The sequence below is a fragment of the Hoylesella loescheii DSM 19665 = JCM 12249 = ATCC 15930 genome, from assembly GCF_000378085.1.
Classification (GTDB): Bacteria; Bacteroidota; Bacteroidia; order Bacteroidales; family Bacteroidaceae; genus Prevotella; species Prevotella loescheii.
Genome location: NZ_KB899215.1, coordinates 68,463 through 87,264 on the forward strand (window position 1 = coordinate 68,463; position 18,802 = coordinate 87,264).

Consider the following 18,802-nt stretch of genomic DNA (forward strand, 5'->3'; position numbering starts at 1 on the left):
TTTGTCTCGGTTGAAATCGATGGTTGTATCGTCGTAGTCGATCTTGGGAAAGGAAGACAAATTATTTCTTGTTTTTCCTTGGTGATTTTTTAACTTTATTTTTTGTTGTTCATACTATTAAATTAGTGCAGTTGAATGTTTTATAAAATAATCGCAGCGATCCGTAAGGATTGCTGCGATTACTATAAAGGTTTATTTCTTTACTTCACTTCTTCAAAATCTGCGTCTTGCACGTTGTCGCCAGTGCTACCGCCTTGTGCTTGTTCACCGCCTGCGCCTTGGAAACCAGCGTTGGGATCGGGTTGAGCACCGCCTGCGCCTTGATACATCTGTGCGCTAGCAGCTTGCATCACGCTGTTAAGGTTGTTGATGGCAGCGTCTATTGCGGCAACATCGGCAGCCTTGTGGGCATCTTTAAGCTGTTGTAGTGCGCTTTCGATGCCTGGCTTTTGGTCAGCAGGGATTTTGTCACCGTTATCTTTCAAGAAGTTCTCGGTGGTGAAAATCATCGAGTCGGCTTGGTTAAGTTTGTCCACCTTCTCACGCTCGGCCTTGTCGGCAGCTGCGTTTTGTTCAGCCTCAGCCTTCATGCGCTCAATCTCTTCCTTGCTCAATCCGCTGCTAGCCTCGATGCGTATCTTCTGTTCCTTGCCCGTGGCCTTGTCTTTGGCAGACACGTTGAGGATGCCGTTGGCGTCGATATCGAACGTTACTTCAATCTGTGGAACACCGCGACGAGCGGGTGCGATACCTTCGAGGTTGAACTGTCCGATGCTCTTGTTCTGCGAAGCCATAGGACGTTCGCCCTGCAAAACGTGGATGGTAACAGCCGTTTGGTTGTCTACTGCTGTAGAGAACGTTTCGCTCTTCTTGTGCGGAATGGTGGTGTTGGCCTCGATAAGCTTGGTCATTACGCCACCCATTGTCTCGATACCCAGCGTCAGAGGCGTAACGTCGAGCAACACGATGTCGCCCACACCGCTCTCCTTGTTGAGGATAGCACCCTGAATGGCAGCACCTACGGCCACCACTTCGTCGGGGTTAACACCCTTCGAAGGCTCTTTGCCGAAGTAGTTCTTTACCAATGTCTGCACGGCAGGGATGCGGCTCGAACCTCCTACGAGGATAACCTCGTCGATATCCGATGTAGACAGCTTGGCATCCTTTATGGCGTTTTGACATGGTACGAGACAAGCCTGTATCAAGTCGTGTGCCAATTGCTCGAACTGAGCACGCGTCAAGGTCTTCACCAAGTGCTTGGGTACGCCGCCCTCTGCCGATATATAAGGCAGGTTAATTTCGGTCGACGTGGTGCTCGACAGTTCAATCTTAGCTTTTTCGGCAGCCTCTTTCAGACGTTGCATGGCCATGGGGTCCTTCGTTAGGTCGATTCCCTCGTCGGCCTTAAAGCCATCGGCCAGCCATTTGATTATCACTTGGTCGAAGTCGTCGCCGCCCAAGTGGGTGTCGCCATTGGTAGAAAGCACTTCGAATACGCCACCACCAAATTCGAGGATGGAGATATCGAACGTACCACCACCAAGGTCGAACACGGCAATCTTCATGTCCTTGTTGCCCTTGTCTACGCCGTATGCCAAGGCGGCAGCCGTTGGCTCGTTAACGATACGTTGTACGTTGAGGCCAGCAATTTGTCCGGCTTCTTTGGTTGCTTGACGTTGCGAGTCGGAGAAGTACGCAGGAACCGTAATAACGGCATCGGTTACTTCCTGTCCGAGATAGTCTTCGGCGGTCTTCTTCATCTTTTGAAGTATCATCGCCGATATTTCTTGCGGTGTGTATTTTCGGCCTTCGATATCCACACGAGGCAGTCCGTTTTCGTTTATTACGGTGTAAGGCATGGCCTCAGCCTCTTTGCGGCTCTGCTCGTAGGTCTCTCCCATAAATCGTTTAATCGAGTAAACGGTGTTCTTGGGGTTGGTGATGGCCTGACGTTTGGCGGGGTCGCCCACCTTGCGTTCGCCGTCTTTAACGAAGCCCACCACAGAAGGCGTGGTACGTTTGCCCTCGCTATTGGCGATTACCACTGGCTCGTTGCCTTCAAAAACGGCAACGCAGCTGTTAGTTGTTCCTAAGTCAATTCCAATAATTTTTCCCATAAGAATATTTTGTTTTATATTTTTGTTCGTTGTTTAATTACTCGCGGCTGTGGCCTTGCGGTGCGGCACACCATATATATAATAAGGTGTAACGGAGTATGTGGCGCATAGGCCGCCGCCGTTCGCTTACTTCATAAACAAAGCTTGTGCCAAGAGTGGATGCCCGTCACAATGCTGACAAATTGGCATAGGAAGGTGGGGGAGGTGAGGTTTTGAGTTTTTGAGTTGATAAGTTTTTGAGTTGATAGGCATTGAGTTGATGTTTTTTTAAGTGTCTGAGATGGTTTATAATTGTGGGTTGATGGGCTTGTTGGTTGATGAGTTTATAAGTTCGTGAGGTTATGAGTTAATAGTTTGTTTCTTGACTCAAACTTCCAAACTTCTCTCCTTATCAGCTAGAAAACACACAAACTCAAAAACTCGCGAACTTACAAACTAAATAATTGCAATATATTTGTTATCTTTGCAGCGTTAAAGGCCAACCTAACAATATCACCTTAAACGAACGGTGTTTGCGTGGCGCGCCTGTACGTTATATCATAAAACAATAGTAGGGAAATGACTTCATTGACATTGGCAATCGTCGTTGTCTTCATTATGGGCTATCTTTGCATAGCCCTCGAAAGCTTGACGAAGGTGAACAAGGCGCCTGTGGCGCTTTTGATGTGTGTGGCTTGCTGGACGCTTTTCATGGTTAACCCATCCGAATTCGTTCTGTCTGGCATGCCCGAATTGACAGGTAATACTGCTGGCATATTGGCGCATGTGGGCGAAAGCCTGAGAGAGCATTTGGGCGAAACGGCCGAAACACTGTTCTTCCTCATGGGTGCGATGACTATCGTAGAGATTGTTGACACCAATGGCGGGTTCAATTTCGTGCGCGATGCCATACAAACGCATAGCAAACGTGGACTGTTGTGGCGCATTGCCTTTATGACTTTCATTCTTTCGGCCATCCTCGACAACCTTACAACGAGCATCGTGATGATTATGGTGCTACGCAAACTGGTGGCCGACAAGCAAGACCGCATGGTGTATGCCGCGTTGGTGATTATCGCTGCCAACTCGGGAGGCGCTTTCTCGCCCATCGGCGACGTAACCACCATTATGCTATGGATTGCTGGCTCTATCACTACAGTTGGCGTAATCACCGAGATTTTATTGCCTTCGCTGGTGTCGATGCTCGTTCCTGCTTTCATCATGCAATATATGTTGAAGGGCGATCTGCCTGCTATGTCTAAATCGGCAGAAGACAGTGCGTTGGCCTTTACACGCACGCAACGTCGCATCATTTTCTTCCTTGGTGTTGGCGGACTAATGTTCGTGCCTATCTTCCGCTATCTTACCGACCTGCCTCCCTACATGGGCATACTCCTCGTATTGGGCGTTTTGTGGACTGCCACTGAGATATTCTACCGCGGAACACATCTTGGAGATGACTCGATGTCGGCTCGCGTTATTGCCTTGCTGCGTAAGATAGACATGGGTACTATCCTTTTCTTCCTAGGTATCTTGATGGCTGTGGGCTGCTTGGCTGAGATTGGCGTGCTTACGGCCATGGGACGTGGGTTGGAAAGCATCAGTGGCGGCAACCACTACTTGGTAACGGGCATCATCGGTGTGCTTTCTAGCATTGTAGATAACGTTCCGCTCGTGGCAGGATGTATGGGTATGTACCCCATTGCACCAACTGGCGACATGGCCGTAGATGGTATTTTCTGGCAGTTGTTGGCTTATTGTGCCGGTGTTGGTGGTTCGATGCTCATCATTGGCAGTGCGGCTGGCGTTGTGGTGATGGGTTTAGAGAAGATAACCTTTGGCTGGTACATGAAACGTATTACGTGGGTGGCCTTCGTTGGATATCTTGCCGGCATCCTAACTTATTGGGTAGAACGTATGTTGTTTTTCGATTGATGACCGTTTAGCCAATTATAATATTAGGTGATTGGGTGGTAAGGCTCGACAAGTCAGACGACTTTGACCAGTCGGATTGGGTAGACTTGTCGGGCCTCATCAATTAATACGCAAGCTTGGGATAAGAAATGTTCGCCATGTTAACTATCGCGTAGCGCTAGTTGGCGAGAAAGCTATTCGTTTTTTATCTAATCTTGCTCAAGAAAGTATCGTATCTTATCCCGAATTCGCGTAACGTTTGATACTAGCTTGGCACCATCTAGGCGGTTCATTCCACAGCCAATCACCGTCACCAACTCACCCTTCCTACCTCCAAGCGCCATCTTTCACACCTCATCCGATAAGCTCTTGTAGTGAGCTTTTTAAGCTCCCGCTTTGTTATAGCTAAGTTGGACTCCTGTTCCAGATAAGTTGGAACAGTGTTCCAATTCAACTGGAACAGCATTCCAGATGACATGGAACTGTGGTCCAAAACATATTTAACACGACGGTTAATGTAATAATGCATCGTCAGGACTTAGAAAGCGCATTCTCGAAATGATGAAAATGCGAACGACGGAATGGTTCATTGGCGAGTTTGGAATAAGACACCACGCCCTTTGAACAAAACAGGGCAGGTGAACGAATGGCTATCTTGCCAACCAGTGTTACGCAACAGAAGGCATAACAATTGTGTTTTATCCCGAACTCGCGTAATGAATATAACCTCTAATATATAATATTTCTTTCGCAGATGATAACAATCGAACAAGCGCAAATAAGCCAAGCCTCCGACATCGCACGCCTTATCATGGAGGCGATGAACCACGAATGCTGCCTGTATTTTGCAGGCGAAGAGCATGGATTGTTGGGTTTTCATGGCTTAATGACAGATTTGGTCTGTCGCACAGATAGCCAATACAGTTACCTCAACACGCTTGTGGCTCTCAATGCTCAACGCGAAGTGATTGGCGTCTGCACTTCTTACGATGGTGCTTGCCTGCATCGGCTGCGTGAGGCCTTTGTTCAGGGTTGCTTAGCGCGTTTTAATCGCGACTTTGGCAATATGGACGACGAGACTGCAGCAGGTGAATTATATGTAGACAGTTTGGCTGTTGATGCGCGTTATCGAGGCAAAGGCATTGCCAAGGCGCTGTTGAAAGCTACCATAGAAAAGGCCAAACAACTGCAATTACCTGCCGTGGGTCTGCTTGTTGACAAGGGTAACCCCAAGGCCGAAAGGCTATATGCTAGCGTTGGCTTTCAATATGTGGATGATAACCAATGGGGAGGGCATGCCATGAGGCATTTGCAGTATGTTTTAGGAGTAAGGGAGTAGGGAGTAAGGAGTTCTTTTTTAGGAGTTAAGAAGTTATGGAGTTAAGGAGTTAAGCCAATAGCTTTGCAGTTAACGGCAGCATTTTCTACATCTTGTTAACTCGTCAACTGGTTAACATATAAACTCATAGACTCGTCTACTTGTTAACTTGTCAACTCATAAACTTGTCAACTCATAAACTCTAAACTAATCAACTCGTCACCTGTTTTTCACTTTTCTGCAAAAACTCTTCCACGTCTTTCTTTATTTGTAGGAAAGGAGCAGCATCTGTATACACCTTACTTTTCTTCAGCATAGGCGCCATGTCTGCCACACTATGGGCGTAAGAAGCTAGTTCGTTTCGCATCTGTGTGGAATGTACGCTTTGTTGGCGAATCTCCATTTCGCGTTCGCGTACAAGATATTCGCATACGCGCACAAGCATAGGAATTACTAGCGTGTCGGCCAAATGATGTCCTTGTATATATAAGTAGGTGGTTTCGGGTGTAACGCCCAACCTAAGCAAGTCGGTCTTCACCTCAATCCAGCTAGCCTTGGCGTTAGGATGGCGTTGGCGCAATTGCCGCAGTTTATGGTCAACTCTGCTTTGAAGCTTGCCCAATTGTTCCTCTGTACGGTGAAACGAAAACCTGCCGTAGTCTATCATACGGTTAAAGTCGGTGAGTGTAAATTCGGCATAACGCCCCATGCGATAATGCCAGATGTTCCATACGAAGAGTGGGAACACGATGCGCGAATAGCGTGAAAAGAAGTCGGGAAAGTCGAAAACAAGATGGTCATTTAGTGTGACGGCTACACAAATCTCGTGTAATCCGCCTGCGAAACATTGCAGGTTCTCGATAGAGTAGGCGTAGGTGTGGAACACAAAGGGATTGTTCAGTATGGCTTTCGAAAGTGGCGATGCCCCTTGCAACAGGTAATCGTAGTCGGCATCCACACAGGCAATCATGTCGTTACCCACCTTCTCGCCAATCAAACTCATCAATGCGGCTTTCTTTCCCCGTTCCAACTTGTTCTCTTTCGATGGCAACATCACCTCGAAATATCGGCTGGCATCTTCGAAACTGCTCAACACCGTGCGCCAAAAGAATATGTCGTCGTAGCTTTCAACGTATGCTACGATGCGCCTACGCGCCCTTTTGGGCGTCATTCTGTTGGCTGCTTCGAAGTACGAAGACGATAAATGTTCTTTTAGGCCTTTGGGCATGGAGAAGTATGTTTTAAAGGTGAAAGGGTGAAAAAGTGAGAAGGTGAAAGGGTGAAAGGGTGAAAAGATGGCTGCACCTCTTAGCTTGTTAGCTCGCAACCTTGGCAACTTGTTAACGCGTAAGCTTGTAGGCTTGTCAACTTGTTAACTCGTGAACTTGCAAACTCATCAACTTATCAGCGCTCGAATTCATTCCCTATTCCACTGTAATATCACTCACTTCGGTCACCCTATCCATCCATCCGTCCATTATTACGGCCGGACTATGTGTGGTAAGAATTATCTGTACGTTGGGGTTAAGTTGCAGAATAAGGTCGATAAGCTGTTTCTGCCATTCGATGTGCATGCTCACTTCGGGTTCGTCCATAAAGAGAACGAAGGGCAGACGGTCTTCAACCAGCACCGTAAGTAGCACCACCAACAACTGCTTTTCGCCACTAGACAACTGGTAAGGTTGCAGCGTTTCGCCTATTTGCGAGAAGCGCACTTCGTTCTCGGTGCGTATGATGGTTTTCCCCGTTTCGGCAAACAAGCGGTCAATCATGTCTTGGAACATGCGCTTGGGCTCGTTATGTGCCTGCGCCACATGTGCTGCATCGGGAGTGCCACTTTGCAAGGCGTGTATAATGCGATTGCCAATGTCTACCTGATAATCCAAGTATCGACGTTGCAACTGGTAGAGTTGGAAATCCAATTCGGTAGTGATGTTCAGCCCCAGTTTGGCAATAATTTCGGCGTTGAGCAGTGGGCGGTCGAACGAACGGATAATGTCGTAGCGTATGCACGTGGCGTCTTCGGGCTCCATCGTTATGTGCACGCCCTTCACATGGTTTTGGTTGTTGTCTCCACCTTTGGGCAAACACTTCACCACTCGGTTGAGAATGGTGCTCTTGCCCATGCCGTTCACACCGCTCAACACGTTCACCTGCTTGTGCAGTCGCCACACAATGTGTCGCGTTCCGCTCCATAGCGAGTCTATCTCTATCTCCTTGATGTAGTCAGCATATTTCTCCATGTGGGCTTGTTGTTATGGCCTTCGTCTGTGTCGCTTTTGCGGTGGCAGACTTGTGCCCTGTTAAACGTTTACGCTTCTCTATCACTATGCGTTCTGCAACATGCGCATGTCGCCCGAAAAGGGAACGAAACCATTTGCAAGAACCTGCCTTACAAATGTACGCATTTTATTCTAATTTGAGTAACTTTGCACCATTAAAAACTAAAAGAAGATATGGATAAGGCGCACATCAACGACAGTTCGTCCGCTTCGTCTTGCGAAGATACGCACAATGTGATGTCGGATAACGCACAAAAAGATACTTGCCAAGCCCCTAGCCCCAACCGTGGCACCCCGCCTTTGCAGGCTCATGCGGCCATGTTCCTTGCTTGTTTGTTTTGGGGATTGATGGCTCCCCTGGGCAAAGATGCCATGAGTCACGGCATCGACGGCATCACGATGGTGTCGTTTAGGGTGGCAGGTGGGGCGGCATTGTTTTGGCTTGCATCGCTTTTCACTCGTAAAGAGCATGTGCCACGCAAAGATGTGTTGCGCTTTGCAGGTGCGGCCGTCTTTGGATTGGTATGCAACCAATGTTGTTTTACCATCGGGTTGAGTCTCACTTCGCCCATCAATGCCAGCATCGTAACCACCTCGATGCCCATCTTCGCCATGGTTTTCTCGGCCATTATCTTGAAAGAACCCATCACGGGGAAGAAGGCCACGGGCGTGTTGATGGGTTGTAGTGGTGCATTAATACTGATTCTTACTAGCGCAGCAGCCACAAATCGTGTGCAAGGTGACATTCGTGGCGACCTACTTTGCCTTGCAGCGCAGTTTTCTTACTCCTTTTATCTCTCGCTTTTCAATCCCCTTGTGCGTCGCTATTCGGTGATAACGGTCAGCAAGTGGATGTTCTTTTGGGCAACGTTGTTGCTTTTGCCATTCACAGGAGCGCATGTTGCAGCCCTACCTTGGACACAAATAGGGGCTACTACGTGGCTCGAAACGGCATACGTGGTGGTGATTTGCACCTTCGTTTGTTATTGCCTCATCATGGTTGGACAGAAAACGCTTCGCCCCACGGTGGTTAGTATCTACAATTATGTGCAGCCTATTGTGTCGGTAACGGTTAGTGTGCTGATGGGTATTGGCGTGTTGAAGTGGGCACAGGGTTTGGCCATCATCTTGGTGTTTGGTGGTGTGTGGCTGGTAACTAAGTCGAAGAGCAAGCGCGATATGGAGAAAGGGAAATAATGTTTTCACCCTCAATCCCTCTCTAAAGAGTGGTTGTATGTCAGGTTGATAGAGAGCAGATAGGCAGCATATCTGCATAGCAGTCTTTAGTGTAGCACCAAAGAACTTATTCCTTTAATGATGTCGTCAAGTTGGTCTTTATAAATTAGCCCATCAATGTATTCCGTGGGAATAGTTCCATATCCGAACTTAGCACCCAGAATTGCACAAGCCACAGCTGCGTTAGTGTCGGCATCTCCGCCTGCTCTTACGATGGCTAGAAGGCCTTCTGCAAACGATTTGGCATGCCAATACGCCCATAGGCCTGCGGCTAAACAACGTAAGGTGTACCCAACAGAGCCTTTATCTTGTAGTTCTAACACACTAATATCGGTGTCGAGCGATAGGTCTACGTACTCAATAATCCTATCGTCGTATTTCCTCGCCAAATCGATTATTTGATGATAAGACAGGCCTTTGCCTTCGTAAACCAAACTATGTATCAGTAAAGAGACGATAACGCACGAACCAACACAACGCGGATCGTAGTGGGTTAACCTACAAATGTTTGCTGCACATTCTTCTACGGCCTTTGGAAACAAGCCAACAACCGAAGTTCGCATCAGTCCTCCGTTAGCAGCTGCTCTGCAATGTCCCATCTCCCAAATCTTTTTAGACACCTCAAAAGGCTTTTCTGCATAATCTCCAAAAAGTAAAACCTTATGTGTGGTTTCGCCAATGCCCATCGGACAACCATCTGCCCAGACCTTAAAGTTCTGTGCAATAGTTGTCAGATTAACTCCTTTATCCTTGATAACGGCATTGGCAATGCACAGCATCATGTCGGTGTCGTCGGTCCAATCGCCTATTTTCCACCTTTTGCGATGATGGTCTTGAAAGATGTCACTGTAGTGGGTAATGCCATAGGGATAGTTCAAGGCTATTTCTTCGTCTGTCATTCCCTCTGTGCCCAAGCCCAGTGCGTCGCCAATGGCTTGACCATAAATGGTTCCTTTTATTCTCTCAGCAAGCATTTTCTTGTTGTTAGCTTGCTCAATGTCTACATTCTCCATCGTGTTTAAGCGTTTTACTAAACTATGAATACCATCAGAGTCGATCGGAATTTCATCAACGGCATATACTTTTAGCAACTGGACTATCCTACTTGTTTATCATCCAGAGTGCTCACTTTAGTCCTCCGAACACCAAAATCAAATCTAATGCGCATATCTTTAATGTATAATTCATGTGCCAATCTTATTGTCAATATACAAAAGAACACTGCAAATGTACGAAAAGTTGAGGTGATTTGCGAGCAGCGTGGCGTTTTTATGTTGATGTAAATAATTCGTCGTCTATTAGTTGCCGATAACTTTGCTCCTAATTCGTTTGTGTGGGGTAAACAAATAACACTTATGCAATTGCGTGCTTTTATGTTTATTCGTAACTTTGCATCGTAGTAGGAATATTAATCATACAAAGAATATAGAGTGTATGGCACGTATTGCAAAGCAGCTGACCGAGCTAATCGGAGGCACCCCGTTGTTGGAACTAGGTAAGTTTTCGGCTTCTAACAACCTTCAAACGCCCATCGTGGCAAAGATAGAGAGTTTTAACCCTGGCGGAAGCGTAAAAGATCGCATTGCGCTGGCTATGATTGAAGATGCCGAACGCAGTGGTGTGCTTAAGCCAGGGGCAACCATCATCGAACCCACTAGTGGCAATACGGGTGTGGGATTGGCGCTTGTGGCTGCCGTGAAGGGGTATCAATTGATACTCACCATGCCCGAAACGATGAGCGTTGAGCGACGAAACTTGGTAAAGGCGTATGGTGCGCAGGTGAAGCTTACACCAGGAAAAGACGGTATGAAGGGGGCAATAGAAATGGCGCAACAGCTTAGGGCCGATATCCCTGGTGCGGTTATACTGCATCAGTTTGAAAATCTAGCTAACCCAACACGCCATTACGAAACTACGGCACGTGAGATTTGGGTTGACACAAGCGGACAGGTTGACATCTTTGTGGCTGGTGTGGGTACTGGCGGAACGGTGTCGGGTGTTGGAAAATACCTGAAGGAGCAAAACCCGAGCGTGCGTATCGTGGCTGTTGAACCTGCAGATTCGCCCGTGTTGAGTGGTGGCAGACCTGGTCCACATAAAATCCAAGGCATCGGTGCAGGCTTTATTCCCAAGACGTACAACGGCTATGTGGTAGACGAAGTGGTGCAAGTAAGTAATGACGATGCTATACGCACGGGTCGACAGTTGGCTCAACAAGAGGGTGTGTTGGTTGGTATCTCGTCGGGAGCAGCCGTCTTTGCCGCCACACAGTTGGCTAAGCGTCCTGAAAACGTGGGTAAACGCATCGTTACTTTGTTGCCCGATACGGGCGAACGATATCTCTCAACGGTGCTGTATGCCTTTGAAGAGTATCCGTTGTAAGAAGTTAAGGAGTTAAGAAGTTAAGGAGTTAAGCCGAATGTCTTGCTATCGTGAACAAACATCCTTGGTTAGTTTGCTCCCTTATCGCAAAGCTATTGACTTAACTCCTTAACTTCTTAACTCCTTAACTTCTTAGCTAGAATGGGTTAAAAGGGTGAGGAATGGGCTAACGCCAACAAAACTATTGGCTTAACTCCATAACTCCTTAACTCCATAACTCCTTCAAGTAATTGGCTTAACTCCTTAACTCCATAACTCCTTCAACTCCTAATTTACAGATCATCCGCAAACACGGGGTCGTCGTATGAAAGCATGATGGGCGTTTGTGCGGCCATCTTTTGGATGTCGGCAGGCACGTATTGCTTGTCAATTACCAAGCGGAAGAAGAACTCATTGAACCAATTGTTCGACATGATAAGATAGCCCTTGTGTCCGTTGTCTGCTCCCCAGCTGTTCTCAACCTCCCATTTCAAGGCCTTTCCTTGGGAATCTAGGTCAACGGCCGTTAAGGTCATGGCGTGTGTCGAGCCACTGTCGAAGGTGGCAATGCGGTCTGCCTTGTTCATGGGGAACGTTGTTCCGAACAATGGTCCGTAATCAAAATTGTTGAGATCTAGATAACCCTTGCTGCGGTCTAGCTGCTTACCCACATCGTAAGAGGTGTACATCTTATGTCCCGCTTTAAGCGATGCGATGGCCATTTTGTGTATCTCTTCCATGGGAAGGTTCAGATAACGCCAGTTATGTCCGTCGTAGGTGTGGCGGTCGTGTTTCACTTCGTACACCTTATAATAAGCGTTTCGCGGATCGTTCATCACCATAATGATGTTGTCGTTAAGCGAACGGCCCACCGTTTTGTCGTAAAATTGTTTCGGCGTATAGGTCTCAATGGGCGTAATAGCCTTGCCTTCCTTGTTCTTAAAAGCGTATTCGAACGACTTAACGGGTTCTCCCAAGGTCAAGGCAAGCATCTTATACACCGTGGCAAGCATCTGTGTCTTGCGCTCTAGTATCTGGGCAGGCTTCGCTTTGGCGGCAACCATCTTGCGAAGTTCAAGTCCAAACTCGCGCAATTTCGACGAAATCAACTTCGACATGCGGTTAGAGTTCTCGCTCGAATAGGTTTCAGGCATTACGTTTTTGGGCACAAGGCCATATTTTTCGGCCAAGTCGGCCACACCGCAGAACGTTCCACCGTCGTTAAGTGGATGCTTAAAGAAGAATTGCACTTCGGGATCGTTGATGGGTTTCTTGGCACAGTCCACCACGCTTTGCAGCATGAGGTTGGCTTTTTCAAGCTGGTCGTAGAAAAAGAGGTAAGTGTGCGAATATTCTACCGTTAGCGAATCGCTGCGCAAGGCAAAGTCGGCCCTGAGCACATTCAGTCCAGTAAACATCCAGCATCTACCCGAACTCTTTTGGTTTTGTATGTTTTGCTTGGGTGTTTCCACGCTAAAATACGCGTCAACATCGGCACGGCTTTGTGGCGTACGTGCCAATTCGTCGATAGAATTGGTGGCGATGGCATTAGCGATGGCCCTTTCGGCCGTGGTTTGTTTACCATGTTGCTGTATCTGTTGCAGCATTTGCAAGGATATTCCACCATCCTTGTTTTGGGCGTTAAGGCTTCCGGCCACAGCCAGACAAGCCCCCACAATCAGCGTTTTGTTGTTCATAAGTTGTTTGGGTTTGTATTTTTGCACAAAGTTAGCAATAAAAACCATCATGAGCAAGCCTGTTACGCCCAATTTGTTGGTAAAGGGTGGAATAGAGGGGGATAGTTATTGGGCTTAGAGTAACTCCTTTGGTCTGGCTAGTTATTCTTGCTTATCTAGTTATCTTAATGGGGATAGCCCTATAAATCCAACTAGATAGCCCTGCCATCGGCTGGTAAAACCAAATTAATTGCTATCGTTAATTAGTGTTGTTAGCCAATGCTGCATTTCCTTTTTTCTTCTATTTTGATTATATTTGCAAAGGCTATGGCTTTGCCCAATAGCCTTATCATTTTTTCATTAATTACGAAGGCATGATGAAGAATATGGTTCACAGATTGTTGTTGGGGAGAAAATATCGGCACCTACTTTTACTTTCTCTCCTTTTGGTGCCAATAAATATGCGCTCACAAGTGGCTACATCAGCTGAGAATGCGGACAGTGTGGCACACGAAAAAACTTTGGCAGAGGTGAACGTAATTGCAAAACACCTTACACGCGAGGCTGATCGCATCGTGGTTATGCCTACAATCGAACAACGCAAGCATGCACACACGGGCTATGACCTTGTGCGAAACCTTATGATACCTGGCGTTAGCGTAGACAGGAAAACCTTTAAAGTGAACACGCCAGCAGGTGGAGCGACGCTTTATATAGATGGACGCGAGGTGGATGTTCGTGAAGTGCGAGCCTTACGACCGAAAGATGTGGCTAAAGTAGAGTATATCGACATGCCAACGGGTAAGTATGCCAAGGATGCTGCTGCCTTAAACTTCGTTACTAAGCGATTAACGCATGGCGGATATACGCAGGTTGATGCGCTGCAAGGCCTTGGATTTTTGCAAGGCGACTATAACGCTGTGTCTAGATACTCGGTGAAAAGTACCAATTTCAACGCTTGGGCTGGCTACACCATACAGCAACCTCGAAACCATATCACGGAGAGCGAACACTTTTCGCTTGCTGGTGGCGATGTTGATAGAATGGGCGTGTTGCCCGAACGCTCTACTTTAAGCATAAACAAATATGTCCAATGCAGTGTGAGCAGAATGAAAGACCAAGCCACTTGGATGATAAAGGGCGGACTGAACTACATGCGAACATTTGAGAATAAGGAGGGCGAATGGTATTATACAGGGCCGATATCTGGGCGATTGACTACACTCCAAAACGGTGGCGAGCGTAGTTTGCGTCCCGAACTGTTTCTCTATGGAACGTGGAAAATAGGCGAAAATCAATCAATAGAAACGGTTTACGATGGTTATTATTCGCGAAACCATTATCTTAATAATAACGTGGAGGGTGGAGATACGTACAAGTCGGACGTTACGGAGAACTATCTGTACTCGCGTTTGGGCGTGAATTACAACCTTAAATTAAAGCATGGCAACAGCTTGTCGTTCAGTTTGTCTGAATATCTAAGACTTAGTAAGTCGCGCTATCAAGACCTTTCGCCCACGTGGCAACGCTTGCGCTCGTCTGAAACAATATTGTTTGTCGACTATACGCAACGTGTGGGGCGATTGTTTTTCGACTTCAAGCCTGGCCTTTCGTACCTAAACTATCGGTTAAAAGGTTACGATGGCATAACGCATGTTACGCCTCGCCTGAGCTTTTCGGTGGCTAACCGCCTGTCGGATGTGCATCTATTGCGCGCCGAACTTAAACTAGGAAACACTTATCCCACTTTAAACACGGTGAATTATGTAACTCAACAAGTGGATAGGTTGATGCTTAGGCGCGGCAATCCCGACATGCACAACTCCATTTTATATTCTCCCCGACTAACTTATGGTTTAACTTTCTCGCGTTTGGCCATGAATGTATCGGCTAGCTATCTGTTTGCTAATCATATTATAACAAACGATTACCATGCCGAGGGCGATAAAATGGTGAATACTTTTAGAAGTGACACGCGCTATCATGCGCCTTCTTGCTCGTTTTCTACTACTTATCGGCCTTCAAAAATGTTTAATGTGAAGGTGGATGGCAATTGGGAAAGGAATGTGCTAAGGGGCGGAACACAATTGCAACACACAAAGTGGAGTGCTGCACTTGAAGCCAATTGCTACGTAAACGATTTCGCGTTTTCGGCATCGGTCAAAACACCCGAACGCCAATTGGTTGATAATCATAAGCTGGTAAAAACGGGATGGCTCTACGATATTGGTTTGTCTTGGAACCATAATAATATTGGCGTAGAGATGAATTGCTCTAATCTCTTCATTAAACGCAATGTAGCCACCACCGATTTGCTTGCAGACGTGTATGCCTATCATGGCGAAAGACAAAACGACTGGCATAATCAATATGCCACATTGAAGATGATTTGGAGTGTGGACTATGGTAAAAAGACGCCTAAATCTGTGCGAAATGTCCGCAAAGAGGCCGAAAGTGCCATCTTGAAAGCTGAGTGAGGTGGGGTTACTCGCTTTCTTCCCTCACCTTAAACAAACTGAAATTAACGCTTCCGTATGCTCGATGTTCCACAAAGTGGGGATGTTGGGAGAAGTCGTTGCCTTTTCCGTGCTCGAAAACAAATACGCCGTCGGGTTTAAGTAGTTGGTGTTGGAAAACCAAATCAGGGATTTTCTCCAATTCAGGTAAGGCGTATGGCGGGTCGGCAAAGATGAAATCGAACTGTTGGCGGCAGCTTTTGATGAAGCGGAACACGTCGCCACGGATAAGCAAACTTTTGTCTGTGCCCAGTTTTGTGGTGCATTGGCGAATAAAGTTGGCGTGTTCGCGGTCGGCTTCTACGCTCACCACGTTGGCACATCCCCTTGAAAGCAGTTCTAGCGAGATGCTTCCCGTTCCAGCAAAGAGGTCGAGGGCTGTGGCATCCTCAAAATCTACGTATGCGTTTAGCACGTTAAAGATGTTTTCTTTAGCGAAATCGGTGGTGGGTCTGGCCTTAAACGAACGGGGAATGTCGAAATGTCTGCCTTTATATAGTCCGGTGATGATGCGCATGATGAGCGGTTTGTTAGGGTGATTAGAGGCTGTTTTGGGGGCGTGAGGTTATTTCGCACCCTCTTTAATGCCCCTTACGAAGATGGTCATCAGGTCGTATGGCAGTCCCTCAATGGAGGTGATGGACGCGCGGTTGAAGTCGGCCACAGGGTTAGCAACGTATGTTTTCTTCACAAACTCCAATAGGGCGGTCTTCGTCCACTCCTTATCGGGGATGTCGCCCGATAGGTGCAGCTCGTCTTGCATGCTGTCGAAGCCCAGCTGTTTCCACACATAAAGAATAAAGTACACGGCATCGCGCGAACTGTTGGTGTTGAAAGTGTTGCTGAATTTAAACCTGTTTTTACCAAACGAGAATACTTCTAGGCGCTTGTCATGGAAGTAAGCGTATAGCTTGCGCCTACTTCCCGTAAAGCTTCGGCGGTGTAGATGCGTCCACACACCTTTCATCAGTGGCGTTATACGCACGTCGGCAAAATGGTCGTCAACCACTAATTTAAGGTCTTTGTTCACAGCGAAAGCAGCCACGGCATTGAGATCGGGCAGCACATGATGCATCATCGTGTCGGCATCAGCCAAAACCATGGTGCGATGGTATAGCTGTCGCACGTCTTCTTCTTGGAACTCGTCGATGGGAACAAGCATAACGGGCGTGTCTACCAATAGGTTTGCACGCTTGTAGCCACGAAGAAGCAAAGTAGAAGTTTTGAAAGCCTCGCGTAAATTGGCTGCTACAGAGATGCCACTACGAACGGTGTAGGGTTCGAAAAACAAGTTTGTCTGCACCGTAGGGTCAACTGCGGCGAAGGCAAGGGTGTTGCGGGTGGCGCGTATCACCAGTCGCGTTTGCTGTATATGTAGGTCGGGGGCAGTCTCCTGCATGGCTTTGGGTGGGGTTTAAGCGGCGGCGCGGACGATGCTGAGCACACATAAGGCCAGCAATACTACTGCGCAAAACGCCAAGATGTAATTAATGTTTACTTTCATTCGGTGTTCGGGATACTTTTCCTAACTTTGCATTCCGTTGTGTTGGGCGCGTCGCTACAAGGCCGAACCTTGCACAACGCTTCTGCAAAATTACAAAAATGTTTGCAAACTTGGTGTTTAAGAAATCAAAAAACAATGATAACCGATGAGATAACCCTTCGCCTAACGCAATGTTTTGGCCATACACCAACAGGCGAACAGGCGTCGGCCATTCGCCTTTTCGCCCATTTTCTGGTGAACCGCAACCCTCATTCGCTGATGCTGATGCGCGGAAGTGCAGGTACGGGAAAGAGTTCTTTGGCTGGTGCCTTTGTGCGGGCATTGGGATTATTGGGGCAGAAAACGGTGCTGATGGCACCCACGGGGCGTGCGGCTAAGGTGTTTTCGCTAAACAGTGGCGGGCATGCGGCCTTCACCATCCATCGTAAGATTTACCGGTTGCGGGCCTTTGCGGGCGTTGGAGGCGAGTACAACCTGAACGATAACTTGCATGCCGACACGCTGTTTATGGTGGACGAGGCCTCGATGGTGGCTAACGGGGGTGGGGCAGAGGCCGCTTTTGGCAGCGGACGGCTGCTCGACGACCTTGTGCGATATGTTTATGCCGGGCGTAATTGCCGCCTTGTACTCATCGGCGACCAAGCGCAGCTTCCGCCAGTAGGCGAAGAACAAAGCCCTGCACTCGATACGCAGTTTATGCAAGGCTATGGCATGGAGGTGTTTGCATGCGACTTAAATGAGGTGGTAAGGCAACAATCGGCTAGTGGCATCTTGTTTAACGCCACTTGTTTGCGGCAGCTAATGGGGCGCGATGAAGACACGCTGTTGCCACGAATACGCTTGGATGGGTTTGCCGACTTACAAGTTGTCCCTGGCGACGAACTTATCGAAACGCTCAACACTAGCTACGCAGAGGTGGGGATGGACGAAACCATCGTGGTGACACGTAGCAACAAACGGGCAAACGTTTTTAACCAAGGCATCAGAAACACGGTGCTTGGCCGCGAAGAACTGCTTACCACGGGCGATTTGCTGATGGTGGTGAAGAACAATTATTATTGGACGGAGAAGGAACGGAGCACTATTGGCTTTTTGGCTAATGGTGACAGGGCGCGCGTGATGCGGGTTCGAAACGAACAAACGGCTCACGGATTGCGCTTCGCCGACGTATGGTTGCAGCTCACCGACTATGAGAACGAGGAACTGCAAGTAACCGTTGTGCTAGATAGTTTGCTCTCCGAAGCGCCTGCTCTCACGGCTCAGCAAAACGAAGCACTATATAATAATGTGTTGAACGATTATGCCGACGTGCCTTTGAAGGCCGATAGGATGAAGATGTTAAAGAACGATGCCTTCTTCAATGCTTTGCAGGTGAAATTCGCTTACGCCGTTACTTGCCACAAGGCGCAGGGTGGACAATGGGAACATGTGTTTCTTGACCAAGGCTATGTGCCTGAAGATTCGTCGCGTTCTGATTACTTACATTGGTTGTACACGGCTTTCACCCGAGCCAAAAGCAAATTGTTTTTGGTGAATTGGCCGAAGAATCAGGTGGAATAAAGAGACTCAACGCAGTCCATAACAGGCTTTATCCCCAACCTCTCTCCAAAGGGAAAGGGGAATGATGTGCTTTTCCAATAGCGTTGTAAGGCACAGATTGAAGGATGGTTTGAGAATTTCGAAACCATGTTTGGCAAGTACATTGGTAGCTATGATTATGCATGTTCGAGCCATTTGGAAACTAGCCGTACCGTACAAGCTATCTTGTACAGCGGCTACAAGCCATTTGTAGTCACACTACAAACCAGTTGTAGCCACACTACAAAGCACTTGTAGTCGTACTACAAACGACTTGTAGCGTCAGTGCTAGTTGCTTGTAGCGTCACGACCAAAGCTGGT

The 18,802-nt window shown here is 47.6% G+C and carries 14 protein-coding genes; 6 read left to right on the plus strand and 8 right to left on the minus strand.

Annotated features, from left to right (window positions below; all coding sequences use genetic code 11):
* Positions 1-200 precede the first annotated feature (200 nt).
* Positions 201-2,117: a molecular chaperone DnaK gene (gene dnaK, locus F453_RS0107835; protein ID WP_018967521.1), complete on the minus strand. Its 1,917-nt coding sequence runs from the start codon at positions 2,115-2,117 to the stop codon at positions 201-203.
* 558 nt (positions 2,118-2,675) lie between these two features.
* Here dnaK and nhaD point away from each other — a divergent pair.
* Positions 2,676-4,031, plus strand: coding sequence for a sodium:proton antiporter NhaD (gene nhaD / locus F453_RS0107840; protein ID WP_025789956.1), 1,356 nt, complete (start codon positions 2,676-2,678; stop codon positions 4,029-4,031).
* 289 nt (positions 4,032-4,320) lie between these two features.
* On the opposite strand, the gene F453_RS16185 is transcribed toward nhaD, so the two are convergent.
* Positions 4,321-4,539 (minus strand): hypothetical protein, encoded by a 219-nt coding sequence (locus F453_RS16185; protein ID WP_081619142.1) that lies wholly within the window; start codon positions 4,537-4,539, stop codon positions 4,321-4,323.
* Between the two features lie 225 nt (positions 4,540-4,764).
* On the opposite strand from F453_RS16185, the gene F453_RS0107845 reads away from it, so the two are divergent.
* Entirely contained in the window at positions 4,765-5,349 is a 585-nt protein-coding gene (locus tag F453_RS0107845) for a GNAT family N-acetyltransferase (RefSeq protein ID WP_018967523.1), read from the plus strand.
* A gap of 190 nt (positions 5,350-5,539) precedes the next feature.
* On the opposite strand, the gene F453_RS0107850 is transcribed toward F453_RS0107845, so the two are convergent.
* On the minus strand, positions 5,540-6,556 hold the full coding sequence (locus tag F453_RS0107850; RefSeq protein ID WP_018967524.1) for a DUF4435 domain-containing protein: 1,017 nt from the start codon (positions 6,554-6,556) through the stop codon (positions 5,540-5,542).
* Positions 6,557-6,752: 196 nt separating this feature from the next.
* Positions 6,753-7,571, minus strand: coding sequence for an AAA family ATPase (locus tag F453_RS0107855; RefSeq protein WP_018967525.1), 819 nt, complete (start codon positions 7,569-7,571; stop codon positions 6,753-6,755).
* A 276-nt stretch (positions 7,572-7,847) separates the two neighbouring features.
* Between F453_RS0107855 and F453_RS0107865 the strand changes: the two genes are divergently transcribed.
* Complete coding sequence (locus tag F453_RS0107865; protein WP_044108480.1) at positions 7,848-8,807, plus strand: DMT family transporter; 960 nt, start codon at positions 7,848-7,850, stop codon at positions 8,805-8,807.
* Between the two features lie 86 nt (positions 8,808-8,893).
* On the opposite strand, the gene F453_RS0107870 is transcribed toward F453_RS0107865, so the two are convergent.
* Positions 8,894-9,859: an ADP-ribosylglycohydrolase family protein gene (locus F453_RS0107870; protein ID WP_018967527.1), complete on the minus strand. Its 966-nt coding sequence runs from the start codon at positions 9,857-9,859 to the stop codon at positions 8,894-8,896.
* Positions 9,860-10,280: 421 nt separating this feature from the next.
* Here F453_RS0107870 and cysK point away from each other — a divergent pair, with 421 nt between their 5' ends.
* Positions 10,281-11,228 (plus strand): cysteine synthase A, encoded by a 948-nt coding sequence (cysK, locus tag F453_RS0107875; RefSeq protein WP_018967528.1) that lies wholly within the window; start codon positions 10,281-10,283, stop codon positions 11,226-11,228.
* 272 nt (positions 11,229-11,500) lie between these two features.
* On the opposite strand, the gene F453_RS0107880 is transcribed toward cysK, so the two are convergent.
* The gene (locus F453_RS0107880) at positions 11,501-12,904 is read right to left on the minus strand and encodes a C1 family peptidase (protein ID WP_025789957.1); all 1,404 of its coding nucleotides are present in this window, start codon (positions 12,902-12,904) and stop codon (positions 11,501-11,503) included.
* A gap of 440 nt (positions 12,905-13,344) precedes the next feature.
* Between F453_RS0107880 and F453_RS0107885 the strand changes: the two genes are divergently transcribed.
* A complete protein-coding gene (locus tag F453_RS0107885; RefSeq protein ID WP_018967530.1) occupies positions 13,345-15,360 on the plus strand; it encodes a TonB-dependent receptor in 2,016 nt (671 codons plus the stop codon).
* Between the two features lie 7 nt (positions 15,361-15,367).
* Here the strand turns inward: F453_RS0107885 and rsmD are convergent, their stop codons facing one another.
* Complete coding sequence (gene rsmD / locus F453_RS0107890; protein WP_018967531.1) at positions 15,368-15,916, minus strand: 16S rRNA (guanine(966)-N(2))-methyltransferase RsmD; 549 nt, start codon at positions 15,914-15,916, stop codon at positions 15,368-15,370.
* A gap of 48 nt (positions 15,917-15,964) precedes the next feature.
* Entirely contained in the window at positions 15,965-16,798 is an 834-nt protein-coding gene (locus F453_RS0107895) for a DUF3822 family protein (protein ID WP_009235059.1), read from the minus strand.
* 240 nt (positions 16,799-17,038) lie between these two features.
* Between F453_RS0107895 and F453_RS0107900 the strand changes: the two genes are divergently transcribed.
* A complete protein-coding gene (locus F453_RS0107900; RefSeq protein ID WP_018967532.1) occupies positions 17,039-18,463 on the plus strand; it encodes an ATP-dependent DNA helicase in 1,425 nt (474 codons plus the stop codon).
* Positions 18,464-18,802: the final 339 nt, after the last annotated feature.

What these genes read in the sequence shown, in the direction of transcription:
- F453_RS0107880 (WP_025789957.1), bottom strand. Translation starts at nt 12,904, where the DNA reads ATGAACAACAAAACGCTGATTGTGGGGGCTTGTCTGGCTGTGGCCGGA.
- F453_RS0107855 (WP_018967525.1), bottom strand. Translation starts at nt 7,571, where the DNA reads ATGGAGAAATATGCTGACTACATCAAGGAGATAGAGATAGACTCGCTA.
- dnaK (WP_018967521.1), bottom strand. Translation starts at nt 2,117, where the DNA reads ATGGGAAAAATTATTGGAATTGACTTAGGAACAACTAACAGCTGCGTT.
- nhaD (WP_025789956.1), top strand. Translation starts at nt 2,676, where the DNA reads ATGACTTCATTGACATTGGCAATCGTCGTTGTCTTCATTATGGGCTAT.
- F453_RS0107885 (WP_018967530.1), top strand. Translation starts at nt 13,345, where the DNA reads ATGCGCTCACAAGTGGCTACATCAGCTGAGAATGCGGACAGTGTGGCA.
- cysK (WP_018967528.1), top strand. Translation starts at nt 10,281, where the DNA reads ATGGCACGTATTGCAAAGCAGCTGACCGAGCTAATCGGAGGCACCCCG.
- F453_RS0107845 (WP_018967523.1), top strand. Translation starts at nt 4,765, where the DNA reads ATGATAACAATCGAACAAGCGCAAATAAGCCAAGCCTCCGACATCGCA.
- F453_RS0107900 (WP_018967532.1), top strand. Translation starts at nt 17,039, where the DNA reads ATGATAACCGATGAGATAACCCTTCGCCTAACGCAATGTTTTGGCCAT.
- F453_RS0107850 (WP_018967524.1), bottom strand. Translation starts at nt 6,556, where the DNA reads ATGCCCAAAGGCCTAAAAGAACATTTATCGTCTTCGTACTTCGAAGCA.
- F453_RS0107895 (WP_009235059.1), bottom strand. Translation starts at nt 16,798, where the DNA reads ATGCAGGAGACTGCCCCCGACCTACATATACAGCAAACGCGACTGGTG.
- F453_RS0107870 (WP_018967527.1), bottom strand. Translation starts at nt 9,859, where the DNA reads ATGGAGAATGTAGACATTGAGCAAGCTAACAACAAGAAAATGCTTGCT.
- rsmD (WP_018967531.1), bottom strand. Translation starts at nt 15,916, where the DNA reads ATGCGCATCATCACCGGACTATATAAAGGCAGACATTTCGACATTCCC.
- F453_RS16185 (WP_081619142.1), bottom strand. Translation starts at nt 4,539, where the DNA reads ATGCATTATTACATTAACCGTCGTGTTAAATATGTTTTGGACCACAGT.
- F453_RS0107865 (WP_044108480.1), top strand. Translation starts at nt 7,848, where the DNA reads ATGTCGGATAACGCACAAAAAGATACTTGCCAAGCCCCTAGCCCCAAC.